This window comes from Microcoleus sp. PH2017_09_SFU_O_A (assembly GCF_020738625.1).
Classification (GTDB): Bacteria; Cyanobacteriota; Cyanobacteriia; order Cyanobacteriales; family Microcoleaceae; genus Microcoleus.
On sequence record NZ_JAEQCF010000073.1, the window covers coordinates 1 to 25,806 of the forward strand.

General features: G+C 45.8%; 19 protein-coding genes and 1 pseudogene. 14 read left to right on the forward strand and 6 right to left on the reverse strand.

Features of this window, described 5'->3' with window-relative positions; genetic code table 11:
* Positions 1 to 163, reverse strand: a pseudogene (locus JGK16_RS32820) (RNA-guided endonuclease TnpB family protein); the annotation flags it as partial.
* 728 nt (positions 164 to 891) lie between these two features.
* Positions 892 to 1,203 (reverse strand): hypothetical protein, encoded by a 312-nt coding sequence (locus JGK16_RS24070; protein ID WP_293181462.1) that lies wholly within the window; start codon positions 1,201 to 1,203, stop codon positions 892 to 894.
* Here JGK16_RS24070 and JGK16_RS24075 point away from each other — a divergent pair.
* Positions 1,193 to 2,227 carry a type IV pilus twitching motility protein PilT gene (locus JGK16_RS24075; RefSeq protein ID WP_293181465.1) on the forward strand — a complete coding sequence of 345 codons (1,035 nt, stop codon included), beginning with the start codon at positions 1,193 to 1,195 and terminating at the stop codon, positions 2,225 to 2,227. The genes JGK16_RS24070 and JGK16_RS24075 overlap by 11 nt on opposite strands.
* A 701-nt stretch (positions 2,228 to 2,928) precedes the next feature.
* The gene (locus tag JGK16_RS24080; protein WP_293181468.1) at positions 2,929 to 3,732 is read left to right on the forward strand and encodes a circadian clock KaiB family protein; all 804 of its coding nucleotides are present in this window, start codon (positions 2,929 to 2,931) and stop codon (positions 3,730 to 3,732) included.
* Between the two features lie 10 nt (positions 3,733 to 3,742).
* Here JGK16_RS24080 and JGK16_RS24085 read toward each other — a convergent pair whose 3' ends face one another.
* A complete protein-coding gene (locus tag JGK16_RS24085; protein WP_293181471.1) occupies positions 3,743 to 4,282 on the reverse strand; it encodes a hypothetical protein in 540 nt (179 codons plus the stop codon).
* Between the two features lie 225 nt (positions 4,283 to 4,507).
* On the opposite strand from JGK16_RS24085, the gene JGK16_RS24090 reads away from it, so the two are divergent.
* A complete protein-coding gene (locus JGK16_RS24090; RefSeq protein ID WP_293181474.1) occupies positions 4,508 to 4,774 on the forward strand; it encodes a hypothetical protein in 267 nt (88 codons plus the stop codon).
* Positions 4,775 to 5,230: 456 nt separating this feature from the next.
* Here JGK16_RS24090 and JGK16_RS24095 read toward each other — a convergent pair whose 3' ends face one another.
* A complete protein-coding gene (locus tag JGK16_RS24095) occupies positions 5,231 to 6,442 on the reverse strand; it encodes a lipid-A-disaccharide synthase-related protein (protein WP_293192812.1) in 1,212 nt (403 codons plus the stop codon).
* A 112-nt stretch (positions 6,443 to 6,554) separates the two neighbouring features.
* Between JGK16_RS24095 and JGK16_RS24100 the strand changes: the two genes are divergently transcribed.
* The 11 genes from JGK16_RS24100 to JGK16_RS24150 all read left to right on the forward strand — a co-directional run bounded on the left by JGK16_RS24100 (position 6,555) and on the right by JGK16_RS24150 (position 20,879).
* Positions 6,555 to 7,718, forward strand: coding sequence for a GuaB3 family IMP dehydrogenase-related protein (locus JGK16_RS24100; RefSeq protein ID WP_293192814.1), 1,164 nt, complete (start codon positions 6,555 to 6,557; stop codon positions 7,716 to 7,718).
* A gap of 576 nt (positions 7,719 to 8,294) precedes the next feature.
* Positions 8,295 to 8,618: a thioredoxin gene (gene trxA, locus JGK16_RS24105; RefSeq protein ID WP_006631199.1), complete on the forward strand. Its 324-nt coding sequence runs from the start codon at positions 8,295 to 8,297 to the stop codon at positions 8,616 to 8,618.
* Positions 8,619 to 8,806: 188 nt separating this feature from the next.
* Positions 8,807 to 9,868: an LOG family protein gene (locus JGK16_RS24110; protein WP_293181483.1), complete on the forward strand. Its 1,062-nt coding sequence runs from the start codon at positions 8,807 to 8,809 to the stop codon at positions 9,866 to 9,868.
* Between the two features lie 259 nt (positions 9,869 to 10,127).
* Positions 10,128 to 10,394, forward strand: coding sequence for a hypothetical protein (locus JGK16_RS24115; protein WP_293181486.1), 267 nt, complete (start codon positions 10,128 to 10,130; stop codon positions 10,392 to 10,394).
* A 156-nt stretch (positions 10,395 to 10,550) separates the two neighbouring features.
* Positions 10,551 to 11,798 (forward strand): transposase, encoded by a 1,248-nt coding sequence (locus tag JGK16_RS24120; RefSeq protein WP_293181489.1) that lies wholly within the window; start codon positions 10,551 to 10,553, stop codon positions 11,796 to 11,798.
* Positions 11,799 to 11,915: 117 nt separating this feature from the next.
* Positions 11,916 to 12,194, forward strand: coding sequence for a hypothetical protein (locus JGK16_RS24125; RefSeq protein ID WP_363319623.1), 279 nt, complete (start codon positions 11,916 to 11,918; stop codon positions 12,192 to 12,194).
* 167 nt (positions 12,195 to 12,361) lie between these two features.
* The gene (locus JGK16_RS24130; RefSeq protein WP_293192816.1) at positions 12,362 to 13,567 is read left to right on the forward strand and encodes a sulfite exporter TauE/SafE family protein; all 1,206 of its coding nucleotides are present in this window, start codon (positions 12,362 to 12,364) and stop codon (positions 13,565 to 13,567) included.
* A complete protein-coding gene (locus JGK16_RS24135) occupies positions 13,542 to 14,012 on the forward strand; it encodes a hypothetical protein (RefSeq protein WP_293181495.1) in 471 nt (156 codons plus the stop codon). Before JGK16_RS24130 ends, JGK16_RS24135 begins: the two co-directional genes overlap by 26 nt.
* A 528-nt stretch (positions 14,013 to 14,540) precedes the next feature.
* Complete coding sequence (locus tag JGK16_RS24140; protein ID WP_293181498.1) at positions 14,541 to 15,983, forward strand: cytochrome ubiquinol oxidase subunit I; 1,443 nt, start codon at positions 14,541 to 14,543, stop codon at positions 15,981 to 15,983.
* A gap of 8 nt (positions 15,984 to 15,991) precedes the next feature.
* Positions 15,992 to 17,005 carry a cytochrome d ubiquinol oxidase subunit II gene (gene cydB / locus JGK16_RS24145; protein WP_293181501.1) on the forward strand — a complete coding sequence of 338 codons (1,014 nt, stop codon included), beginning with the start codon at positions 15,992 to 15,994 and terminating at the stop codon, positions 17,003 to 17,005.
* Between the two features lie 469 nt (positions 17,006 to 17,474).
* The gene (locus tag JGK16_RS24150; RefSeq protein ID WP_293192818.1) at positions 17,475 to 20,879 is read left to right on the forward strand and encodes a PAS domain S-box protein; all 3,405 of its coding nucleotides are present in this window, start codon (positions 17,475 to 17,477) and stop codon (positions 20,877 to 20,879) included.
* Positions 20,880 to 20,896: 17 nt separating this feature from the next.
* Here JGK16_RS24150 and JGK16_RS24155 read toward each other — a convergent pair whose 3' ends face one another.
* Complete coding sequence (locus JGK16_RS24155; protein WP_293181507.1) at positions 20,897 to 23,119, reverse strand: PAS domain S-box protein; 2,223 nt, start codon at positions 23,117 to 23,119, stop codon at positions 20,897 to 20,899.
* A gap of 993 nt (positions 23,120 to 24,112) precedes the next feature.
* Positions 24,113 to 25,591: a leucyl aminopeptidase gene (locus JGK16_RS24160; RefSeq protein WP_293192820.1), complete on the reverse strand. Its 1,479-nt coding sequence runs from the start codon at positions 25,589 to 25,591 to the stop codon at positions 24,113 to 24,115.
* Between the last annotated feature and the right edge of the window lie 215 nt (positions 25,592 to 25,806).

Consider the following 25,806-nt stretch of genomic DNA (forward strand, 5'->3'; position numbering starts at 1 on the left):
GGTTCATTTCGTTGTAATTGATATAACCCCATCCATAGACAAAACTTTGACGGATAAGGTAGTTAGCCGCGTTGTACAAATTTTTGGATTTAAAGGCTAGTTCATCAATTTCAACAAAACGATTCTCGGTGGATTTAATGATGTGCCTCTCTGCTAGTTGCATTCAGACTCTCCATTTTTTGATGCTCGCAATAATTCTCTCAGTTGACCATTTTGACTATATGATACTACTATTGCTTACTACTGCTTACAAACTTAATAAAGTTTTATAATACTGTTTTTTAAGAAAAAGTCTTTCCCTTTAAAAAAATATTCAAAAATGTCGAAAATCCATATTCGATTGTAGGCCCAGAGCGATCGCCCGCGTGCAAACAGCAGAATATTTCCTTGCTGCGACCCCCTCTTGAGATAAACTGATCTGAACAGTTAAGCTTTTGTGCAAGAAACCCTCTTCGGGCGATCGGCATTGTCCAACTTCCACAAATCATCAGAAATTGTGGGTGCAACCCCCGTTCCTTCGGCAAGCTCAGGGCAAGCCTTACAGGACGGCTTTATATGTGGGAAGTGTGTTAAAATAGACACACACACGTTGACCTCTAAAGTAAGGTGAAACTCCTAGCAATTGGACGTTGTAGTTAAAAGACGTTTAACCGAAATGGTTAAACTGGTATCCAATGATACCCTACCTCTAGCCTTTGCAAGTAAAGACTCTGGGGCGAGTGAATCACTCACAACAAATCAAAGTAGCCTCAATGCTAGAAATAGCGGAGAGAATAGTGGGAATTGGCACCCCCTGTCGCGCTGCGGTAGAGTTCGACTAAGCGGCTCTACGAGTAGCGGTTCGAGCAATGTCCAACGGTGGATATCTCCTTCTAAAGAATCTCAGTGCGTTTACGCGCCTTGAGTGTCAACTGTTCGAGTCAGCCTTCTCACCAAATTCAAAGTAGCGCATATGACACAACAGCATCCGCCAGCTCCTCGTCCGCCCGTACCCGGAGCTCCCCCACCGCCCGGGCTGCCCCGCCCTCCAGCTCCAGGCATTCCCAGAGCAGCAGGAATGCCACCAGCACCGCCACCAGCACCAGCACCCCCACCACCCGCCGCCACACAGCCACCGGCACCCGCGCCCCAATCCTTCGCCACACCTAAAAATTCCAGCAACAGCAAAATTCCGACTTTGAAAGAGTTGGTAATGCGAGCCAAAGAAGAAGGAGTATCCGATCTTCACCTCGGAGTCAACGAATTCCCGCGCTTCCGAAACCGGGGCGAGATAGCCGACATCGGCTATCCACCGTCGGATTTAGATACGTTTTTTGGCTGGCTGCGCGAGTGCATGAGCGATGAAGAAATTGAAATTTTCCAAAAAACCCTAGACTTTGACGGCGCTTTCGATTTCGGCTTCGTCCGCATTCGGATCAGTTGCATGGACTCCTTGGCCGGCCCGGCGATGGTGCTGCGGCTAATTCCTGCCAAAATATTGACAATGGAGGAATTGAACCTGCCGCAAGTCTTTAAGAAAATATGTGGCTACCACAAAGGGCTGATTTTGGTGACGGGCCCCACAGGTTCTGGCAAATCGACCACCTTGGCCGCCATGATCGACTACATCAACAAAAATAAAGCCTACAACATCATCACGATCGAAGACCCGGTAGAATTCGTACACGAAAGCAAAAAATCCTTGATCAAGCACCGGGAAGTCGGCAGACACACCCTCAAGTTTATGAGCGCTCTCAAAGGCGCTCTGCGGCAAGACCCGGATATGCTGCTAGTAGGAGAAATTCGGGACAGAGAAACGGTGGAAATCGCCCTCAAAGCCTCTCAGACAGGTCACTTAGTTGCAGGAACCCTGCACACCAACAGTGCAGTTAAAACCCTGAACCGGATTCTGGATATGTTCGGGGCGGAAGAACAGGAGGCCATACGGGTTTCAATTTCCGAATCCCTAGTGGCGATTATTGCTCAACTGCTGTGCAAAACCACAGACGGCAAGCGGGCTGCTTTCCACGACGTTATGATCAATACCGACGTGGTTAAGGAATACATTCTGAAGGGGCAGAATGAGGAAATCAATCAAATCATGATCAAAGATACTTATGAAGGCATGACGACGATGAATAAGTCGCTCTACGGCCTTTATCAAGAAGGTAGAATTACTGAAGAACTGGCTGTAGAAAACTCACCGTTCCCGAACGAAATGGCCCAGATGCTCCGAGGTCGAGTCTAAAGGTCGAGTGTTAAGTGTTAACAGTTAACTGTTATTAATTAATAGTTAACTGTTATTACAAAAGATTGCAAAAATCGCTCTCAAGTCTTGAAATGATCTGCGTTGATCTGCGTTGCATCTGCGGTTTATAGCCTTTCGAGCGAAAGATGAGGTATGCCGAGGTATGCTGCAACCGTTACAGTGTCAAGCTTTTCCTGGCAAAATTGGTCCGCGAACCTTTTAGAGAAAGGCTATATCTATCAATCAAAGATTTATGCAATGCAAGTCTATTGGTACTTCATTGACACTCTCAGGGAGTCAACGCCACTGAGATTCTACTGACAGAATTAGACAAGCGTGTATTACCTAAATCTAATCTCGTTACGGCCGTCAAACGCCGTCTACCTAGTCACCAATCGTCAAGCGATAGTTACTAGCTAATGATTGTTATTTCCAATGCTTTCAGAATCCATCGCTAAGCCAAGACACGGTACGCTCAACATCCTGCCATCCCACCGCTCTTTTTGTGTTACCTCTCACTCTTGTGTACTAAGTTGCAGGGATTTCTCCGATACTAGGATGTTTCAACACGTAGATGTTTTTGTTCTTACTCACAATTCAAATTATACCACATTTTCAAGAACACGGGGACTGAAGTCCCTCGCGTCGCTTTCCTCTCAGGTCTAAAGACGCGCTCGTTTCCCGCATCCCGTATTATTTTTATGAAAGTCGATCGCCCGATTTTGCCAGAATTTTTCAAAGGCATTGCACTGTTTACACCAGGGGGAGACTTAATCTATTCTATAGACTCCCGCAAGCAAACTCAGTGGCACTTGCAGTTGTGCGTAGCCCTACAGCAGATACTCGGTTTGTCGGAACCGCCCCATTTTCTGATACCTTGCTACACGGCAACCGTTGACTGCTGGCGCGATCGCACCGATCGACAGTTGCGGGTGGCAGCCGAGGCATACCCCCCGGTGCTGCGACATCAAACGCTGCTAAATGCCATTTTTGGCACGGGCGACTTGGTTTGGGAAGCCCGCAGCGACGAAATCTGCGAACCAATGGCGATCGCCACTTATCACGAACAATTCCCCGAACTTTGGGAAAATCACGACTTAGTTGTACGATATCCGATCGACGTTGGGCGATCGGACTCTCACAATTCTGCGATCGCGCCTCCCTCCCACTTTCGACAATCTCCGCTGTTCCCGCGAACCAAACCAACAGGACTCACCCCACCGCCACCAACCCAAGGGTACGTTTTGCGGCTGTTTGTTTCCGGGAGCAACCCCAGCACCGAACGCACCCTCAAAACTTTATACCAATTCCTAGAGCAATGTCTCGATCGCCCCTACACTTTGAAAGTAATCGATGTGTTAAAACATCCCGAACAAGCAGAAGCAGATCAGATTTCAGCAACTCCCACTTTAATTAAAATCTGGCCGAAACCCGTGCGGCGAATAGTCGGCGAATTGAACGATGCCCAAAAAATAGTCAGATTGTTGAGCAATTCAGAATTTTAGATTTGTGCGATTATTGAATACTGGCGATCGCCGGTTGACTCACCATCGAATTAACAAGATCCAGCAACTGCTGTTGAGACACTGCACTCGCCGATACCGCTACGGCATATCTGAGTCCTTCCTGTTCCCAAGAAATAGTTCTGCCACCACCTTTTGCTAAATAGTAGCCACGAATTCCACCACTCAAATTAACTGGCGAAATATCCTTATCTTGCCCAGGCCAATTTTTAGAATTAGCGGGTGAAACCACAGCGAATACTCCGACAGTGCAAGACGAAGCATTAGCAGATTTAGCGCAGTCTGGCTTAATTCCGATATTAACTTTAAATACTTTACCATCGGACTCAATGAAAGGATAAAGCTGTATCGGAGTAGCGGGGATAGAGGCAGGCAGTCGCATTTTCAAGCCTTTCGGCAATTGGCGGCGAATGTCGTCAATCAGCGGCCAAAAAACAGAGGCTGGTTGGGCGATCGCAGATTCCACTGCCAACAAACCGCTTCCTAAAACTGTCAGACCAACTAAACCAGTGAACAGAGCTTTCAACTTCATCGATAGATTCCCTGAAAATAACCGTTTAATAATACAGCCACAAACTCTCGACTCCGCCTCACCCAATCGGATGAGTTATTATCCCCCAATGGTATGACTATCACTTTTCTCAGTAACATGAGGTACATTCGATCGTGGGTAATTGGTAATTAGTCATTAGCCATCGATCGCCTGTGCTTTACTTAAAAATATCTATAATAGTAAGAGCAAATAAATCAGAAAATCATGTCAAATTATATTCACAATTTAATCAACAATAATTTCCATCATCCAGATTTCGGGAAATTACTTTATCATCGCGACATTCACAACCCCAATATCTTGCATTACTCAGTACAACTCAACGATTGGGAATCTATCGCATGGGAACCAATTCATAGCAATCGCCAAAAAGATACGGCAAGATTAGCAATTTGGCAAATTGATTGGGATAGATTTCAAACTGCCAAATGGATATTATATCGCAATACGGTTGACTTAGGAAGAATCTGACTTGCAAAAAATGTCTGTATTGCCAGGAAAATCGTCAGATTAAATTCCTAAAAAGCGTTAAGTAAACGGTATTGTATTATATCGGAAAAAGGAACTCATCAACCAAGCATTGCATATTTCTGTAGCAGAGTTTCACGAACGCTGGCAATATGAACTCTATCGATTCAATTGCGAACATTGGGCAAGACTTTTCAGTTGACAGTTGAGGGCGACCTCTACCTGGAAGGAAGAGGATTGGAGTAATGAATCGTCTTTTTAAAATTTCTCCTGAGCGGGCTTGGGGCTTTTAACCAATTCTTTCTGATAACAACAGGGGATGCGAGAAGCCCATCCCTCTCCTAACTAAATTTAGCTTTTTAAGAATTACAGGCGTTGAGTATTAACTGTTTAAAACCTCGCTGTCAACTGCTTTCCTGCCAACTGCTAACTCTCAATTGTTTAAGCAGTATACTCCAATTAATCAGAAAGATATTTGGTTAAGCGATCGGCAATTTGGCTGCTACCGCCCGATCGCCCCATTCTTTCTAAGCCATTTTTTACGCAAGTCTCTAAATATTTTTTGTCTTGCAAAGTGCGATCGACTGAAGCGGCAGCTTCTTTGATAATCTCAGGATTTGCTGGTTCTTTGCCAATAACTTGCACTGAATCACCTAAAAGCCGATTTTGAGCCTCGGCAAACCGATAGGTAAATGACGGGCCGTTACCGGGGATGGTAATTACTGGTTTTCCTAAGCCTACGGCTTGTTCGATCGCAGTTCCGGTCATCCCAATTACTAAATTAGACTGCTGCAAAATGTCGGCGAAAGCATCTGAGTAGCAAATTACTTCAACTGTTGCTGCTTTTTCGCTACCATGCTGTTTGATTTCTTGACAAACTAACTTTCCTTCTCGGTGCAGCCATCCGGAGCGCGCTGCAATATTATCTAATTCCAGCATTAAACTTGGAACTAAGGCTGCTCGAAACTGCACTGGTAAGGTAGAGTTGGCGGCAATTTCTTTGACCAATTTTAGCAGCAAAACTAGGTTGTCGTTGGCTTCGGGGAGCCGCGAACCGGGCAGAAGGGCGATCGTCCGAACTCCGGGCTTTAACTGCAAATCTTTGCCTATAGCATTGAGGTTGTCCATGACAGGATTGCCGACAAATATGGCTTTCTCGAAACCCTGTTGGTTTAAGTCCGCAGCAGTCAAAGCATCCCTAGTGAAAATAGCCAGACATTGCTCGGACGAAAGCAAATAATTCAAGAGGAAACCCAAATCGGCTAGCCCTTCATAATAAGTAGAATGAGCCGACAGAAAAATTATATACGGGCGGCCTGTGGCATGGGCGAACCCCGCCGCGACAATATCCCCAGTCGTTACCACCAAATCGCATTGCTGCGAATGCGCCGAAGCAGCTTTCACTTGCTGCAAAGTCAAACGAATTAGCCCCGCCCTCAAATCTTTGAGGAAAAATAGGGGATTCATGTAAAAAACTCCCCCAGATGGCATGGGACTGGTGGGCCCGATAATTGGTACTGTCGATCGACTGTAAGCAGCCCCGTCACCGACAATGGGCATCGCTGAAACCTGAATATCTGGCGCAGATGCTCTCAAAGCATTGACAATTTGACAGTTAATCGCATCTTCCCCGTGGCCGTTGCTGAGGAAAAGTATCTCCTTGGATTTCATAAAATCAGAATTTAGTGACGAGATTATTTTAAACACAGCCGCGCGATCGTTACCCACAGGTCGGCGAACTTTTTGTTAGTCTAATTTAAATACATTGTGGAAGTGAAACAGCGTGAATATTGAAATTGGGCGGGGCAAAAGCGCTCGCAGAGCTTACGGCATAGATGAAATCGCGCTCGTACCGGGACAGCGTACCCTCGATCCGAGTTTGGCAGATACTAAGTGGCAGATTGGCGGGATCGATCGAGAAATCCCGATCATCGCCAGCGCCATGGACGGAGTAGTCGATGTCCGCATGGCTATTTTGCTGTCGGAATTGGGAGCAATGGGCGTGCTCAACCTAGAAGGAATTCAAACCCGCTATGCCGACCCCCAACCCATTTTAGAGCGCATCGCTTCTGTTGGGAACCACGAATTTGTGTCCCTGATGCAGCAACTCTATGCCGAACCCATCAAGCCAGAATTAATCGAGCTCAGAATTAAAGAAATTAAAGCTGGAGGAGGGATTGCCGCCGTCAGCGGTACACCGGCCGCTGCGAGCAAATACGGCTTAACAGTTGCCGCAGCGGGAGCCGATATATTTTTTGTGCAGGCTACTGTAGTCTCGACTGCTTTTCTTTCCCCAGAGTCGATCGCATCTTTGGACTTGACCCAATTCTGTCAAGAGATGCCAATACCCGTAATTTTGGGCAACTGCGTCACCTACGAAGTCGCCCTGAATTTAATGAAAACTGGCGCCGCAGGCATTCTCGTGGGCATAGGGCCGGGGGCTGCTTGCACATCTAGGGGGGTATTGGGTGTCGGCGTTCCCCAAGCGACAGCGGTAGCAGACTGCGCCGCCGCCCGGGACGACTACTATCGCGAAACTGGCAAATACGTGTCGGTGATTGCTGACGGCGGTTTAATTACCGGGGGCGATATCTGCAAGTGCATTGCCTGCGGCGCCGATGGAGTAATGATTGGTTCGCCCTTTGCTAGGGCCGCCGAAGCTCCGGGCCGGGGCTTTCACTGGGGGATGGCGACTCCCAGCCCGGTTTTGCCGCGAGGCACTCGGATTCGCGTGGGGACTACGGGCACTGTGGAGCAAATTTTGCGGGGCCCAGCACTGCTCGATGACGGTACGCACAACTTGCTCGGAGCTCTGAAAACTAGCATGGGCACTCTGGGCGCTAAGGATATTAAGGAGATGCAGCAAGTGGAAGTGGTGATTGCTCCTTCTCTACTGACTGAGGGTAAAGTTTATCAAAAAGCTCAGCAGTTGGGCATGGGCAAGTAGATTTACCGATCGAATACCAGGATACCTTGACAAAATTTGTGCGATCGTCTCGAAATTTACAGAATGTTGTGGAATTATCGAGAAGGAGGTGTCACAATATAAGAAGCGGAGACGCATGTTTCCGTTCACTCCTCACACCACACTCCGCCCGGACTACTGTTCGGGCGGTTCCTTTTTGACCCCAAGCGCTCCCCTTTACTCAGTAGGTACGGGGTTAAGGCTGTTCGATCCGGAGAGTGGGGGAGGGAGAGAGGGGGAGAGGGGGAGAGGGGGAGAGGGGGAGGGGGAGTTACAGAGAATTTTTTGCGGCCGAATGCCTTTTTATAACTTCCATTTCTCGAATTCCTTCTGAAGCCTTCTCTTAAAGTCGTCGCTCCCTACCCAAAAACGGATACCAGCCCCGGGCGCCAGGAGTGGAGAACTCAAAATATTCGATCGAAGTTCACGCTCCCAGATTCAATGCTGCAAGTAAATCTAAAATCTAAAATCTAAAATCGTAAAATCGACTGACGCAAGTGGTGACACTTTTTGCTAAACTTGTTATCCGAGAAATAGTATTTACAAGGATGGCTAGGGATGTCAGCAGCCGCGCAAGTAACCGACTCTACCTTTAAGCAGGAAGTGCTCGATAGCGAAGTTCCAGTTCTAGTGGATTTTTGGGCTCCCTGGTGCGGGCCCTGTCGGATGGTGGCGCCCGTCGTAGACGAAATTGCCCAGCAATATGAAGGGCAGGTGAAGGTAGTAAAAGTTAATACCGACGAGAATCCTAATGTGGCAAGCCAATACGGTATCCGCAGCATTCCGACGCTGATGATATTTAAGGGCGGTCAGCGGGTTGATATGGTGGTTGGGGCAGTTCCGAAAACTACTCTGGCCAACACTCTGGAAAAGTACATTTAACCAAACTGCCAGAGGTTTCGGGCTGTTTTTTTGGGCCGCGAAAGCTAACTATCTTCAAAACCGGGGTAAAGCTACTGGAAAAGTTATTAGTTGCTAGCAGCGCTATTTGCTGGTGGCTATTAGCTTCTAAATTTGGCTTGCCCCTTAATTTTTTCTACCAACAAATTGTTACCGTTTCGGAAAAATTCATGATTCCTTCTGGTCAAGGTTTTGAGTCCCTCCAAGCTGATGCGATCGACTTAATCGATCGCCTGCCAATGTTAAAGCACTCTGAGTGGATCGAACGATCGCTCTCGACGATCGTGCAAATGGCTGGAGAGGAACTCGATCGCCTCGATTGGAAGATTATGGCGGCGTCCCTGCGAGATATGGAGAGAGCTTTTTCCATGTTTTATCCTTACCGCCACGTTCGCAAAATTGTGATTTTTGGTTCGGCGAGGGTGTCGCCGACATCGGCGGAATATTTGCTAGCCAGAGAGTTTGCACGGGCGATCGCCCAGCAGGGATTTATGGTGATTACTGGTGGCGGTGGGGGGATTATGCAGGCAGGGAATGAGGGGGCGACTGCGGAACGTTCTTTTGGGCTGAACATTCAGTTACCTTTCGAGCAGAGTTCTAATCCTGTCATTGCGGGCGACTCCAAGTTGCTCAATTTTAAATATTTTTTCACCCGCAAGTTATTCTTTCTCCGGGAAAGCGATGCTTTGGCTTTGTTTCCCGGCGGTTTCGGCACTCTGGATGAGGCTTTTGAGTGTCTGACTTTGACTCAAACTGGCAAGTTTGGGCCGGCCCCTTTGGTTTTGCTCGATCGACCCGGAGGCGATTATTGGCACGATTGGAATTATTTTGTACAAAAACAATTGCGGGGTCGGGGTTTGATTTCAGCGGACGATCGCAGCCTGTACACGATTACAGACGATATAAATGTCGCTTGTGAGGCGATCGCGAGTTTTTATCTGGTTTATCATTCCTGCCGTTACGTGGACGGAAAACTGGTAATTCGCTTGAAGTCTCAACTTTCTGACGAGAATGTCGATCGGCTAAATACTAATTTTAGCGATATTTTGGTAGACGGTAAAATTGAAAAAAGTCAAGCTCTGCCCGCCGAAGCCACAGATGAAACCTTCGCTTTACCGCGCCTAGTTTTGCATTTCAACCAGCGGGATGCGGGGCGGCTTTATCAGCTAATTGCTGCTATTAATCAAATGGGAGCGACATCGCCGGCGGCGGCGCATCCAGAACAAAAGTAGTTATAACAGTTGACAGTTGACAGTTGACAGTTATGGTACCCGAATCAAACCGTCGATCGATCGCGGGTGCATCTGATTTTTGCAAATATATTCGTAGGGGCGAAGCATTTCGGCAGTCAATCTCTGGTTCTGGTTCATAAATTATGTGCCGAAATGCTTCGCCCTTGCCAAATTAAGATGCACCCTCGATCGCGGGGTAGCTTGCGTCAGTCAGATGGGGTAGAAGTCCTAAGAAAGTAAAAAATTAAGGGCAAAAGGTATGGCTTACAGCGATTTTAGTTTGGCAAGTGTCAAAAAATCTTTAAATTTAACGATTTCGCCCAGACAAGATTTGTTTTCGGCCGTACCTGATTTAAAATGCAGCAATTATTTAACAGAAACTTTAGCTTATAATGTTCCTTTTGCTCTGGCGAGCAATACGGAAAAATCGCGCTCAGAAATGATTATTGCGCCGATTTTGCTGGAACTTACCTCGAACAGCAAGAAGGCTCACACTGTACCTGTACGTTTGTCAGTGTCGAGATGAATTGCGCGTGAGTTGAGGAGTGTAGTCTGACCACATTTGAGCGCAGCGAAAACCGGGAAGACTACGACGACGAAACGAGCAAAATATTCTGTTTTTGGTGAAACAATCATCAAAAATGTGTTACTATGAATATGTAAACACGGTAAGGTCGATACCATGTATAGAGCAGTTAAGATGAGAATTTATCCTACAGGCAAGCAAGAATCATATCTAGCTCAATGTTTTGGCAATACTAGATGGTTGTGGAATCATATGCTTAATGCAACAACCACCGCGTACAAAGAAACAGGCAAGGGGCTTTCTAAAGCAGCTATGGATAAGTTGCTTCCGGGACTAAAAAAAGAATTTGAATGGTTGGGACTAGCTTATAGCCAAGTTTTACAACGAGTAACATTCAATCTTTCAAGTGCGTTTGTCAATTTCTTTGAGGGTCGTGCTAAATTCCCTAACTTTAAATCTAAACATGGTAAGCAATCAATTCAATATCCCCAAAATATCAAACTGATGCCAGAGGATTCTGTTATTAAGTTTCCCGGTAATCTGGGGTTAATGAAAACTGTGTTTCACAAACAACTACCTGATGCTAAATTCACGACTGTAACAATATCGAGAAATGCAGACGGCAGGTACTACGCATCTATTCTTTTTAACCAAAATGACAATCCGGTAGTTGCAATTAGGGAAGCTATCGGCGTTGACTTAGGATTGAAGCACTTTGCTATAACTTCCGAAGGCTCAAAATATGACCTACCTAAAAAGCAATTAGCCAAACTAGAAAATAATAAAAAATGCAAACAGAAAAAATTAGCTAAAAAGACAGATAAAACTTCTAATAAACGTCGTAAAGCTAGACGAATATTAGCCAAAGTTTCTAGCAAAATAGCTAGAATTAGTGAAGACTTTCTACACAAGCTATCTCGCAAAATAGCCTACGAAAACCAAGTTATTTGTGTAGAAGATTTGGCAGTTAAGAACATGGTAAAAAATCCCAACTTGGCAAAATCGATATCAGACCAAGGATGGGGGATGTTTCAAACCATGCTCAAGTACAAAGCTGAGAAATTTGGTCATACCTACCAAGAAATAGGACGTTTTTTCCCATCTTCTCAACTTTGTAGCGAGACTCTACTACCAATCCCGATGCTACAGAAAGGCTATGATTCATTGGGCGTAAGGTTTGTAGATTGTCCTCACTGCCAGAAACAGCATGATAGAGATATTAATGCTGCAATCAATATTAAAAATGAAGGTTTGCGACTTTTGGAGTTAGGAACTAGCTCTTCTGCCCTTGGAGGGGATGTAAGACCAAAGTTATCAGGACGTAAAAAAGCCATGAAGACCGAGGCAATCCCCAATGAATTGGGAAGCCTACACCCTATCTGTGCTCAGATGGGTGTTGGGTAGTTCACCAGACTGTTTCCCGATCGCATTAGTTTGTTTTCGGGTGTCGATTTTACGGTTGATAGCGACTTGGGATTAAACGGGAGTTGCGATTTTCTGATTAGCCGATCGGTAGAACTTTTGATTCTAAGCGCACCTGCGATTTTAATCGTTGAGGCAAAAAAGGAAAATATTAATGCTGGGTTGGGTCAGTGCGTGGCCGAAATGTATGCAGCGCAACTGTTTAATGAGCGCGAGGGAAATCAGGTATCAAAGATTTATGGAGTGGTGACAACGGGAGAAATTTGGAAGTTTTTGATACTGGAAGGGCAATCAGTTAAAATAGATTTATTAGAGTATTTTTTGAATGAAGTTGATAAAATTTTGGGGATTTTGGCGATCGGCATTCAAAACAGTTGAGAGTTGACCACAATCAAAAGGGTTTGTAGTGAGGACTTTAGTCCTTAGGAATCAAGGACTAAAGTCCTCACTACAAACCAGATCGCGGGTAATTGACCAGACATGACATAAGCAGTAAAAACCAATCTAAAATGTAAAATCTAAAATCTAAAATCCCCTGACTCAAAATGCTAGACATCCTGCTCATTGCAACTTTAGGATTTCTCGGCAGTTTCGGACACTGCGCCGGAATGTGCGGCCCGCTGACAGTGGCTTTTTCCCTGTCAAGTACCGACAAAGATAAATTAGCTTCCTTCCGCTTTCACCTGCTATTAAATGTGGGAAGAATTGTGGCTTATGCTTTAGTTGGCGCTGCAATTGGCGGAGTGGGTTCGGTATTGATTGCAGGCGGGCAAATGGCAGGTATCGGTAGCGGGTGGCGGCGGGCGATCGCCATTATCACCGGTACAATGCTAATTTGGTTTGGATTGGTACAAATTAAACCAGATTTGCTGCCGCGTTTGCCATTGCTGCATCCAGTGAAGCACGATCGCATCAGCAGTGCAATGACCAAGATTTCAACTCAAAACAACTGGTGGATACCATTGGCTTTGGGTTTGCTTTGGGGTTTAATTCCCTGCGGTTTCCTGTATGCAGCGCAAATCAAAGCAGCGGAAACCGGAAACCCAATTTTGGGTGCGGCAACGATGTTTGCTTTTGGAGCGGGTACCTTGCCAACTATGCTGGGAGTGGGATTTTTTGCTGGCAGATTCAGCGCCCACAAACGCAGTAAACTGTTTCGCGCAGGTGGTTGGGTGACACTGGCGATCGGCATCATTACTCTGTTGCGAACCGATGAAATGGTCGATCTGACAGGCCACGCAGCCCTAATATGCTTGATGCTAGCACTGATTGCGCGTCCGCTCAGCAAGTTTTTGCCGCCACTGTTGCGCTACCGTCGGGCTTTGGGTGTCGGAGGGTTTGCGATCGCCCTTGCCCACACGTTTCATATGCTAGATCATACGCTGCAATGGAATTTTGACGCTGTATCTTTTATGCTGCCGCAGCATCAATTAGGGATGGCATTGGGAATGCTGGGACTGCTGTTGATGATACCCGCAGCGGTGACAAGTTGCGATCGGCTTCAAAATTATTTAGGGAAGCGGTGGCGGCAAATTCATTTGCTAACAGTACCCGCTTTTTTGCTGTGCGCCCTTCACGCAGCCCTCATCGGCTCCCACTATCTCGGCGGTTTTGAATGGAAGTTGTACGATCGACTGGTGACAGCCGTCTTAGCCGCGGTTGCGGTGTTAGTTTTGTTAGTGCGATCGCGCTTATTTTGGTCAATTTTATCACTGGATAATTTCTATGTTGCACCTGTCAAAGAAAAGTAAAAGTTTAGGATTGTTAGTCTTCTTGGGATTGCTAGTACAAGCCGGAATATTTCCCATACCGCAGCTAAACACAACTGCGATCGCCCACGAAGTCGAAATCTCGGGAGATGTCGCCGCTACCTTTCACCTCGAACCAAACCACAATCCCCGCGCCGGAGAAACTGCAAAAGTGTGGTTTGCACTGACTCGCAGGGGCGGTCAAATTATCCCCTTAGAGCAGTGCAACTGCCAGCTAGCGGTTTATCCAAAAAATCACAAACAGGGGGATAAACCGCTGATTGAACCGCCTTTAAAAGCCGTATCTGTCGAGCGCTACCAAGGCATTCCCGGAGCAGAAATTGTATTTCCCAAGGCAGGAATCTACGAGTTAAAACTCAGCGGAAAACCCAAAGCCGCAGCTAAATTTAAACCCTTTCAACTCAGTTATACAGTCACAGTTAGATAATATAATATTCCCCTCAACAAACATCAATATTGTAGGGGCGGGTTCACCGAAATAACCGCCAAAAACAAACAATCTCAAAAACCCGCCCACCCAACTCAGTCATACAGTCACCGTTCGCTAATATCCTATCCCCTAAAAACCATCAATATTGTAGGGGCGGGTTCACCGAAATAACCGCCCAAAACAAACAATCTCAAAAACCCGCCCCCACCCAACCATAAATTCAAATGTACTAAAATCGTATCCCCGCATCAACAAATATCAATCTTGTAAGGGCTGGTTCACCGAAATAATCGCCCAAAACCAATAATCTGGTAAACCCGCCCACCCAACCATAAATTCAAATGTACCTATTTTCCAATAAAAACAACCGATAAACGTATTAAAAAACACAAATCAAATCTGTATAAAACCTTAAAAATTGCCAACCATACAAAATGTCACGAATTTTTACATTACATTGTAGTTAATGTCAATTCTAAAAATTGTGCAAACTAATCTCTGTTGAACTGACCAAAGGACACAAACATGGATATCTTATCTAATACCGTGGCGCTATCGCGGATGCAATTTGCGCTAACCGCCATATTCCATATGCTGTGGCCAGTTTTGACAACGGGAATGGGAATTTATCTGGTAATTGTTGAGGGAATGTGGCTGAAAACTCGCAATCCTGACTATTACCACCACGCTCGTTTTTGGTCGAAACTATACGTTCTCAACTTCGGTATTGGTGTAGCTTCCGGCATTCCCATGGAGTTTCAATTTGGGACGAATTGGGCACCATTTTCCGAAGCCGTGGGTGACTTTTTTGGCAGCATTTTAGGGTTTGAAGCTTCAATGGCATTTATGCTAGAAGCTGGCTTTTTAGGAATTATGCTATTCGGTTGGGGGCGCGTTCACCCGATCGTCCATTATTTCGCTACCATCATGGTAGCCTTCGGCGCAAACCTATCCACTGTATGGATTTTAGTCGCTAACTCTTGGCTGCAAACTCCAGCAGGCGGAGAAATGGTCAATGGCAAGTTTGTTGTCACCGATTACTTTCAAGCAATTATGAACCCCTTCGCATTAAACAGCATTCTACATATGTTTTTTGCGACGTTAGAAACTTCCCTGTTTGTAATTGGTGGAATTAGCGCTTGGTACATTCTAAATAAGCGCAACGAAGCCTTCTTTTCCAAATCTTTAAAGATTGCCATAGCGACGGCGATCGCAGTTGCACCTTTGCAGATATTCATCGGACATTTGAGCGCCGAACAAGTCTATCACTATCAGCCGACAAAATTAGCAGCGATCGAAGCTAAATGGGAAACCTCAGCAGCCGGAGAATCAGCCGATTGGACTTTGCTAGCTTTGCCTAATGAAAAAGCCCAAAAAAATGACTGGGAAATTAAAATTCCCAATGGCTTAGGATACGTTCTAGAATTCAAACAAAAACTTTCCGAACCAGTCCTCGGTTTAAAAGAGTGGAAACCAGAAGATCGACCCCGGATGGTAGGTTTAATCTACTATTGTTTCCGCATCATGTCCGGGATTGGATTCTTCTTTGTAGGATTGATGCTGTTCAGCACAATTCAGTGGATGCGAGGCAAACTTTCTGCTGAAAATATTAGCAGTCAACCTTGGTTGATGCGCGCTTGGATCTTAGCAGCACCCCTGGGATATATCGCTGTAGAATCGGGTTGGATTGTGCGCTGTGTAGGCAGACAGCCCTGGGTTTTATACGGGCAAATTCGCACGGCTGACGGCGTATCAAATATCCCCGCTAGCAATGTTTTAACTTCTCTGAGTTTCTTTGCGATTATTTACAGCTTTTTGTTTGTTTGCGCCTTGTATTTTGGCAGCCGCATTATCCGCAAAGGCCCTAATTTAAATCTGTCAGTACCTGGTTTAGGCAATCAACCTGCGATCGAAACTGAACTCGCAGAACACATTCCCGATCAACGCCCTGTAGAAGCACAACAATAGGAGATTTTATGCAAGCTTTGGAGCATTTTCTCCCGCAAGTCTGGTTCATCATTTTGGGTTTATTTCTTTTGCTCTATGTCATGCTAGATGGCTTTGACTTAGGGGTGGGAATATTATCTTTGACTGCTTCTGATGACGAGCGCCGAGGCATTTTAATGACCAGTCTGGGCAATGTTTGGGATGCTAACGAAACATGGCTGGTTTTAATGGGAGGCGCTTTATTTGGTGCATTTCCTTTGGCTTACGGCACAATTTTAACTGCCTTGTACATACCGATTTGCATGATGCTTTTCGGTTTAATATTTCGGGCTGTAGCCTTTGAATTTCGCGAGCATTCTAACCGCAAGTTGTTTTGGAATTATGCTTTCGGTGCGGGCAGTTTTTTGGCAGCTTTAGCTCAAGGATTTGCCCTCGGCGCGGTGCTTGAAGGCATTGCGGTGGATGAAGCGGGTCACTTTGTGGGGACTACTTGGGATTGGCTGGATTGGCGATCGATCTTGGTGGCTTTGACACTGGTTCAAGGCTACGTGTTGATCGGTTCCACCTATCTGATTATGAAAACCGATGGGGAATTGCAAACAAATCACTACCGCACCGCTAAAATTGCGGCGGTGACAACGTTAATCGGAGCAATTTTGATTACCATCGCCACTCCGGTTTTTTATGAAAGTACCAGAGCAAGATTGTTCGATAAACCGCTAGTTTATGTTTTTGCGGCGATTCCCGTGCTGGGATTGCTGCTGGTTGGACTCTTGCTCAGAAGCCTGGAACAAAAACAAGAACGCACGCCGTTTGTCTGGACGATTATGATTTTCTTGCTCAGTTTCATCGGTTTGGGATTGATTGTTTTTCCCTACATTATTCCGACACAACTCACGATTTACCAAGCGGCGGCGGCACCCAGCGCCCTGGTATTTATGATTGTGTTCATCGGCTTTCTGATCCCGATCATGATTTTCTACAACATCTACAACTACGTAGTATTTCGGGGTAAGGTTGCTGGTGGCCATTACGGCGAATAAAGCAGCATAACACCGCAAATCCAAGTAAAGACACCCAAATCTCCCCAGATTTAAAATTAATCCGATCTGCGGATATTTGCGTGTCTTTGCTGTTGACAAATATCGATTTCTGAGCGTCAGGGTTCTGATTTATTAATCAAAAAAACATAAAACTTTTTGTTTTCGCCCGCGAATTTAAGTGAATCTACTTATAAGAATGCTGAAAATTTCTGTATAATTAGTAGAGAAAATGATTTCTATGCTCTTTTTGTCTGGCAACAGTTACAAGTTTTGGCTGTGTTTGCCTAACTATTGTCTCAGGTACGTCGAGGCGAGATTGTCGCTTTTTTTCAGGATTTAAGGGTGTTCCGGTACGAGGAACCTTATTGTTCTGTGAGTTTTGAGAATTAGTAGAAATAGAGTAACTCGTAAGTTGGTTGGCGATATTACGCAAATACTATGTATTATTTTACACCTGATTCAATAATTTATGTCTGAATTTTTAGACGGCGATCGAGAAATCAATCCCCCATCAGCAGCAGACGATCGCACTTTGATTTGTTTCAGAGAGAGGAAATTGCGGACTATTTGGGAAACTGCTCTAGATGCGATCGCGATCGCCGATGACAAAGGGCGATACCTCAATGTCAACCCCGCCGCCTGCGAATTGCTTGGACTAAAAAGAGAACAACTCCTCGGGCGCTGGATCTGGGAGTTTGCAAAACCAAGCTGGAATTTTCAACAGGTGTGGCAAGAATGCCAGAAACCGGAAAAAGTGCAGGGTGAATTTGAGTTAGTGCGGGCTGATGCAGAGATTCGCACCGTCGAATATGCAATAACGCTCAACTTTTGGCCTCACCGCTACTTGTTAGTCATGCGAGATGTTACAGGGCGCAAACAAGCCGAAACACAAGTCGAAGAACTTACCCGCCAACTCGCCCAAACCCAAGCTCAACTTCGGGAAGCAGGTATCGCACCGGAGAGTCCCATCAGTCCCACAGATACTGGTATTTTAGAGCAAATTGCCCGCCACATCCCGGGCGTTATTTATCAGTTTCGCATGGATATTGATGGTGGTTTCCATTTTCCCTATGCCAGCGGCAGACTGGAAGAGATTTACGGCGTTACCCGAGAACAAGTGCAACAAGATGCGACTTGTATTTTCAATCACCTCCATCCTGAAGATTTCGATCGCGTTTATCAATCGATTCTCGATTCTGCCCAACATCAGACACCTTGGTGTTGCGAATACCGGCTGTGTTTTCCCGACGGGCGGTTGCGGTGGTTGCGCGGCGATTCTACACCGCAGCGACAACCCGATGGCAGCACTATTTGGCATGGCTATGTTCGGGACAATACCGAGAGCAAAGCCGCAGAAATTGCCATCAAAACCAGTGAAAACAGATTCCGCACGATCGTGGAAAATCTCAACGATATGGTTTATATCGTCAATCCCGATAGCACCTTCAGCTATGTCAGTCCCCAATTAAAAGAAATCATGGGATATGAAGCAGCAGAAATGTTACATGAGAGTTTTGCTAATTGGGTTTATCCAGAAGATTTACCAATTTGTAAAAATACTCTCGATCGCTCTTTGCAAGGTGAGAAACTGCGGGGATCTGAGTACCGAGTTTTGCATCGAGATGGCAACTATTACTGGCACTCTGCCAATGTATCCGCGATCGTAAATGACGCTGGAGAATTCGTTGCCTGTTTGGGAATAGCGCGTTACATCCACCCTCAAAAACAAGCACAAATCGCTTTAGAAGAAAGTAACAGCCGCTGGCAGTTGGCTATAGAAGGAGCGGGAGATGGCACTTGGGATTGGAACCTCAAAACCAATGAAGTCATCTTTTCCAGGCAGTGGAAAGCGATGCTGGGCTATGCAGAACACGAAATTGTGAATGATTTAGCAGAGTGGGACGGTCGGGTACATCCAGAGGATAAAGCTCAATGCTATATAGATTTTGCCAAACATTTTCGCGGCGAAACTTCTACCTGTCGCAACGAACACCGCCTGCGCTGCAAAGACGGTTCTTACAAGTGGATTTTAGACCGGGGTCAGGTGGTGGAATGGGACGAAGAATCTGAACCGATGCGGTTTATCGGCACTCATTGCGATATCAGCGATCGCAAAACCGCAGAATTAGAGTTAGCTGCCTCTCAAGCAGAATTAATGGCACTATTTAACGCCATGCAGGATGTGATTATGGTGCTCGATGCAGAGGGACGCTATCTCAAAATATCTCCCAGCTCGGCTCCCTTGTTGTACAAACCTACCGCTCAAATTTTAGGTAAAACTCTTCACGAAGTTTTACCCAAAGAATCAGCAGATTTTTTCCTAGAGTCGATTCAAGAAGCGATCGCCAATCAATGCGTGACGCAGTTGGAATACTCATTACCAATTGGCGATCGCTCAGTCTGGTTTGATGCCAGGATTTCTCCCATGTCTCAAGAGCAAGTGGTGTTTGTCGCCAGAGATATCACCGATCGCAAACGCCAACAGCAAGCTCTCCGCTTAGTAGTCGAAGGTACGGCGGCAAAAACCGGCGCAGCATTCTTCAAAAGCTGCGTTCAATATCTCGCCAAGGCACTAGAAGTTCGCTATGCTTTGATTGCTGAATTTGGTGACTCTGAAAAAACGATCGCCACAACTCTAGCATTTTGGGCGGGAGATGAATTTGGGGATAATTTTACTTACCATCTATCCGAGACACCCTGTCAAAATGTCGAGCGGTGTACCGAGATATGTCGGTATCCCAATCTCTTGCACTGCTGGTTCCCCAAAGATGATAATTTAGCAAGTCTCCAAGCCCAAAGTTATGCGGGTGTACCGATTGTAGATGCCGCTGGAAATTGTTGGGGATTGCTCGTAGTGATGGATACTGAGCCGATGGTGAAATATCTAGAAATGCAGTCAGCTATCTTGAGAATATTTGCCACCCGTGCGGCTGCGGAAATGGAACGGATGCAGGCGGAAGCAGCAGTGCGTCAATCAGAAATTCAACTGCGGCTGCAAACTGAAGAATTAGAAGCAACCCTGAAAAAGTTGCAGGATACCCAAACTCAGTTAATTCAAGCGGAAAAAATGTCTAGTTTGGGTCAATTAGTTGCCGGAATTGCCCATGAAATTAACAATCCAGTCAGTTTTATTTATGGCAATATTCAACCTGCTACCGATTGTGCGAGCGAGTTAATTCAACTAATTCATCTTTACCGAGAGCATTATCCGATTCCGCCCCAGGCGATTGCCGATTTTATCGAAGATATCGAGCTTGAGTATCTAGAAAATGATTTTTATAAGCTGTTGAAATCGATGAAAACTGGAGCCGCGCGCATCAGCGATATTGTTAAGTCGCTGCGGACTTTTTCGCGGTTGGACGAAGCGGATTTAAAAAGCACAGATATTCACGAGAATCTCGAAAGTACCTTAGTGATTTTACAAAATCGCTTGAACGGTAGGGCGGGAAAACCAGAAATTCATGTCGCCAAATATTATGGTGAAGTACCTCTGGTTGAATGTTATGGCGGTTTGTTAAATCAGGTATTTATGAATTTGCTGGTGAATGCGATCGATGCGATCGAACAAAGGCGAGAAAGCCTAGAACCCAGCGCCAAATTAAATTATATTGGTCGGATCGCGATCGCCACTTCGTTCGCTGCTGACAATCGCGTGTCGATCTCGATTCATGATAACGGTTGCGGGATAACTCCCGAAGTTCAAGAAAAAATATTTAATCCCTTTTTTACGACTAAACCGGTGGGTAAAGGTACGGGGATGGGGCTAGCAACTAGCTATCAAATTGTCACGGAAAATCATCGGGGGAAGTTGTGGTGTTTTTCGACACCCGGAGAGGGGACGGAGTTGGCGATCGAGTTGCCAACTTGCAAGTAAAATTATCTATAGCTAGTTTATAATGGAAGCTCGATCGCAAATTCCGTCCCTTCGCCCAAAACCGAATGGCAGATCAAGGTTCCGCCGTGTTTTTCCACCACAATTCGGTAACTGATGGCTAAGCCCAAACCGGTGCCTTTCCCCATCGGTTTTGTGGTGAAAAACGGATCAAATAATTGGTGGCGCACGTCTTCTGTCATGCCGATCGCATTATCGGCAATCCGGATGCAAATAATATTTTCGTTAAGGGCTTCTGTGTGAATGCTAATAGTTGGTTTCCAGTTGCCACTACCCGTTAGCGAAGCCCTAGGAGAGGAACGCTTTTTTTGCTTCCAAGCATCTTCCAAGGCGTCAATACTGTTGCTAAGCAGATTCATAAATACCTGATTTAGCTGACCTGGATAACATTCAATTAAGGGTACTTTCCCGTAATCTTTGATGACTTTAATTTCGGGATATTCGGATCTAGCTCGCAGTTTGTTGTGCAAAATTAGCAGTGTGTTGTCTATGCCTTCATGAAGATTGGCAGGCTGCTTTACCGAGTCGTCTAAACGCGAGAAGTTTCGCAAACTCAGAACTATTTCGCGAATGCGATCTGCTCCCATTTTCATCGAAGAGAATATTTTTAATAAGTCTTCTTTCAGGAATTCTAAATCTATGTTTTCAATATATTCTTGAACTTCTACTTGTGGTTGAGGATAGTGTGTTTGGTACAGTTCCACAAGCTGCAATAAGTCTCTCATATATTGGCTGGCGTAGGAAATATTGCCGTAGATAAAACTCACGGGATTGTTGATTTCGTGGGCGACTCCTGCTACCATTTGACCGAGACTTGACATTTTTTCGGTATGAATTAGGTGAGCTTGAGTTTCTCGGAGTTCTTTGAGAGCTATTTCTAGCTGCTGGGCTCTGTTGTTGGCGATCGCCTCGGAGAGTCGCAAAGCATCCTCCGCTGCTTTGCGCTCTGTCACGTCAAAAATGGCGCCGTTGAGGGATGAAATTTGACCGTCTGGGTTGAAAATAGCTTGACCTTTTTCTGCAACCCACCGCACGTTTCCGTTGCTGTGAATCAGGCGATATTCGATCGCGTAAGGTTGTCTTGTCTTAATCGCCCGATCGACAATTTTATCGATCTGCCCCACGTCATCGCCATGAACTATACTAGAAAAAGCTTGCACGGGTTTTTGCATAAAGTTATCTGCCGGATAGCCGGAAATAGCTTCTATGCCGCTGCTGATAAAAGTTAAGCTCGATCGCCCCGCAGCACTGCAACGGTAAACTGCACCGGGAATATTGGAAACTAACGATCTAAATTCTTGTTCCCTTTCCCGCAAAGCTGCCTCAATCCGCTTGCGATCGCTAATGTCGCGAGCAAAGGCGCACTGATATTCTTTACCGTTAAATTGCCAATGGTCGATCGTAATTTCTACTGGAAAAATGCGACCGTATTTAGTGCTGTGGTGAACTTCAATATTAACGGAACCGCACCTTTTTAAGACTTTCCAGTGCAAATTCCAAGCAGTTTCGGGAAAATCGGGATTGATGTCGTGCACAGTTAGATCGAGCAATTCTGTGGCAGAATATCCCAATGAACAGCAAGCGGCGTCGTTGACGTACAAAAATTTACCGTCCGCTCCCATCCAGAATACCGCATCTGCCGATCGGTCGAGCGCAAATTGAGCCAATTGCAACTTTTCCTCAATCCGGTGGCGATCGGCAATTTCTTTTTGTAACAGTTCGCTTAACGAACTGAGAGTTAAAGTGCGATCGACAATATCGTCTGTCGGTGGTTTTGCCAATTCTGCTGTCTGTGTATCATCTTGCTGCTGATTTTCTGCTAGCTGTTTTAACGGCTGTTGTGGAATATCTTCTGTGAGATTTAAGTCAGATTCGGTAAATGCTTTCGGCATCAGGGCGATCGCAAATCCGGCTAAGAGCAAAGAAATCACACCACTTGCAGCTTTGAGATCTACCGACAGCCAATCAATGGAATGCCAAAGCGTCCAAACTTGCGTTAATTGAGCAGCGCCGCAGCCCAAAAAACCGACAGCAAATAGCCCTCCAATCTTGCTGTGAGAACTTTGGCGGGTAAAATAAACCAAAGATAGCGCCAGAGAGCAATAAGCGAGTGCCGTCAGCGAGTCAAAAACAGCGTACAGTCGCAACTGGGCCAGCCCGTCGCAGCCAAGTGCGGAAGATGCAGGCAGTGTTGCATAAAAAAATGTTAATAATTCTTGCATAAATTTCAAGAAAAAAGTTATTTGCAGCAATCCAAATCCATCAAATATAATTATTTGATTTCGGTGGCTGAAAAATGTTTACATAATTATATACTTTTTTCATTTTTTATGAAACAGCTATTTTTGCATGGAATGTCAAAACTGTATAGCTTCGGCTGACAGTTGACAGTTGACAGTTGCCCTGTGATAGTTGACAGTTGACGGTTTAAACAATACCGATGCAACCGGAAACGATATCAAAGGGTGGTAATGGGGAAAAAGGCAATTGGTAGTTCCTGTAAGCTGACTGAAGTTTCTGGGAGTAAAAATAATCGCGCGCAGTGTTTCCGATCCCTGGTGCTTCTAGAATAATTTTCGATATAGCGGTTTTCAGAAAGATAAGGTATGTTGTTGGGCTTTAGCCCTGTGAGTTTAGTAGTTATATGAGCTGTCAGTTATACCTCATCTTTTTGAGAAAGGCTATAAATTATGTACCGAAATGCTTCGCCCTTGCCTAAATGAGATGAACGCAAATACGTAGTTGCGAACTTAGCGCTTTTTGTTTAGATCATGAAGAGCGCTGAAGCGCAACTACGTACCTAGGATGATAATCAATAATAGCGCTTTTTGCTGGGATTGTTAAGAGCGCTGAAGCGCAACTACGTACCTAGGATGATAATAAATAATAGCACTTTTTGCTGGGATTGTTAAGAGCGCTGAAGCGCAACTACGTACCTAGGATGATAATAAATAATAGCGCTTTTTGCTGAGATTATGAAGAGCGCTGAAGCGCAACTACGTACCTAAGATGATAATAAATAATAGCGCTTTTTGCTGAGATTATGAAGAGCGCTGAAGCGCAACTACGTACCTAAGACGACAACCAAACGGCCCTGACTTCCTCCCCGAAATTGCGGGGAGGGAGTTACAAATTCACAAATGATTTAGGATTGCTATGACCCAGATTGCCAGCAGCAAAAATCTCTATTTTTGCGCTAGCCAATCCACAGTTAATTAAGCACCACCCAGCACCAAATGCACCAGAGTCCGAACTCCAAAGCCAGTTGCTCCAGCGCCGTTATAGCCGTTTTCCTTGTCGCTCCAAACTGGGCCAGCAATATCTAAATGTGCCCAAGGAGTGTCCTTAACAAACTGCTTCAAAAATAGCGCCGCCGTAATCGAACCGCCGTAACGAGGCCCTGTATTTTTCATGTCAGCGTGCAAAGCCTTCAAGCCATCAAAATACTTCTCTTCCATCGGCATTCGCCAAAACTTTTCACCTGCCAATTCAGAAGCCGCGACTATTTCGGCTGCGACACTATCTTGAGGACTCCACAAACCGGCGATATCTTCGCCCAAAGCAATGACGCAGGCGCCAGTGAGAGTGGCTAAATCGACAATTACGTCAACTCCCAACTTATCAGCAAATACCAAAGCATCAGCGAGGGTTAAACGACCTTCGGCGTCGGTATTGTTGACTTCAATTGTTTTGCCGTTGGAAGCTGTAAGGATGTCTCCAGGGCGCATGGCGTGGCCGCTGATCATGTTTTCGGTGACGGCACTGATAAAGTGAACTTCGACATCTGGTTTGATGTGTCCGATCGCCTTTGCGGCTCCCAAGGTAGCAGCGGCACCGCCCATATCTATTTTCATCATTTCAATACCGCTGCCGACACCTTTGATGTTCAAACCGCCGGAATCAAAGGTTAATCCTTTGCCGACGATCGCAATTTTGCGGCGGGGTGTGCCTGCGGGTTTGTAAGTCAGGTGGATGAATTTCGGCGGCAAGTCGGATGCTTTGGCAACGCCGAGAAAGGCTCCCATGCCTAGTTTTTCGCAATCTTCTTGCTCTAATATTTCTAATTCTAAACCGCATTCTGCTGCTAGACTTTGAGCGGTTTCGGCCATGGTAATCGGGGTGACATAATTGGCAGGTGCTGCGACTAATTCCCGTGCTAAAATAACTCCGGCTGTGATTTGGCGGGCGCGGACGATCGCACTTTCGGTACCGGCGAAACCGAGTAAATGAATTTGTTCTACTTGCGGGCTTTTTTCGTCGGGTTCCGATTTGAAACGGTTGTCTTGATTCAGCGAGAGTTCCACACCTTCGGCGATCGCACTTGCTGTAACATCCGGCGCACTTTGCCACACCGGAAGGCTAATTCCGAGGGTTTTGCATTTCTCCTTTTTGGCTAACTTGGCGCACGCGCCCGCAGCTTGCCGCACGGTTTCTAATTTTAAGTCTGCGGCTTTCCCCAAACCGACGATCGCAATTTTGCGAATCGGACTATTGCCGCCGACACGGGCGATCGCACTCTGGCCCGCTTTGCCCTTAAAATCTACTTCCATTAGCAGCTCTTTCAACGTGCCTGCAAGCTTTTCATCTAATTGCGCCAAGTCGCCGGCGATCGAGAGAGCGTCCTCAAATAGACCAATTGCGAGGGCATCTCCCGTCCAAGCAGAGGGGAGTGTATCGGTGACTAGAAATTCCATGTTTTGATTTACAGTTTAGATTTTAGATTTTTGATTGTACTTTGTCCTTGCTGGTTTGTCGTTTTTTCTTCTTCCGACAAATAAATTTATCGCCTAAATTCTCCGCTACAGATCTAATTGACACTCCTCGACTATCAAGGTACGAGGATTCTTGGGCTGAATCGTGCCTCTACCAACAATGTCAGTTTTGGTCTTACAGTTTCATGTCTAGTCCG

Excerpts from the sequence above, each read along its gene's own strand:
- JGK16_RS24085 (WP_293181471.1), bottom strand. The coding sequence starts at position 4,282 with ATGAAGTTGAAAGCTCTGTTCACTGGTTTAGTTGGTCTGACAGTTTTA.
- JGK16_RS24130 (WP_293192816.1), top strand. The coding sequence starts at position 12,362 with ATGCTAGACATCCTGCTCATTGCAACTTTAGGATTTCTCGGCAGTTTC.
- JGK16_RS24110 (WP_293181483.1), top strand. The coding sequence starts at position 8,807 with ATGATTCCTTCTGGTCAAGGTTTTGAGTCCCTCCAAGCTGATGCGATC.
- JGK16_RS24120 (WP_293181489.1), top strand. The coding sequence starts at position 10,551 with ATGTATAGAGCAGTTAAGATGAGAATTTATCCTACAGGCAAGCAAGAA.
- JGK16_RS24095 (WP_293192812.1), bottom strand. The coding sequence starts at position 6,442 with ATGAAATCCAAGGAGATACTTTTCCTCAGCAACGGCCACGGGGAAGAT.
- JGK16_RS24140 (WP_293181498.1), top strand. The coding sequence starts at position 14,541 with ATGGATATCTTATCTAATACCGTGGCGCTATCGCGGATGCAATTTGCG.
- JGK16_RS24150 (WP_293192818.1), top strand. The coding sequence starts at position 17,475 with ATGTCTGAATTTTTAGACGGCGATCGAGAAATCAATCCCCCATCAGCA.
- JGK16_RS24075 (WP_293181465.1), top strand. The coding sequence starts at position 1,193 with ATGCGAGCCAAAGAAGAAGGAGTATCCGATCTTCACCTCGGAGTCAAC.
- JGK16_RS24155 (WP_293181507.1), bottom strand. The coding sequence starts at position 23,119 with ATGCAAGAATTATTAACATTTTTTTATGCAACACTGCCTGCATCTTCC.
- JGK16_RS24090 (WP_293181474.1), top strand. The coding sequence starts at position 4,508 with ATGTCAAATTATATTCACAATTTAATCAACAATAATTTCCATCATCCA.
- JGK16_RS24080 (WP_293181468.1), top strand. The coding sequence starts at position 2,929 with ATGAAAGTCGATCGCCCGATTTTGCCAGAATTTTTCAAAGGCATTGCA.
- cydB (WP_293181501.1), top strand. The coding sequence starts at position 15,992 with ATGCAAGCTTTGGAGCATTTTCTCCCGCAAGTCTGGTTCATCATTTTG.
- trxA (WP_006631199.1), top strand. The coding sequence starts at position 8,295 with ATGTCAGCAGCCGCGCAAGTAACCGACTCTACCTTTAAGCAGGAAGTG.
- JGK16_RS24115 (WP_293181486.1), top strand. The coding sequence starts at position 10,128 with ATGGCTTACAGCGATTTTAGTTTGGCAAGTGTCAAAAAATCTTTAAAT.
- JGK16_RS24160 (WP_293192820.1), bottom strand. The coding sequence starts at position 25,591 with ATGGAATTTCTAGTCACCGATACACTCCCCTCTGCTTGGACGGGAGAT.
- JGK16_RS24135 (WP_293181495.1), top strand. The coding sequence starts at position 13,542 with ATGTTGCACCTGTCAAAGAAAAGTAAAAGTTTAGGATTGTTAGTCTTC.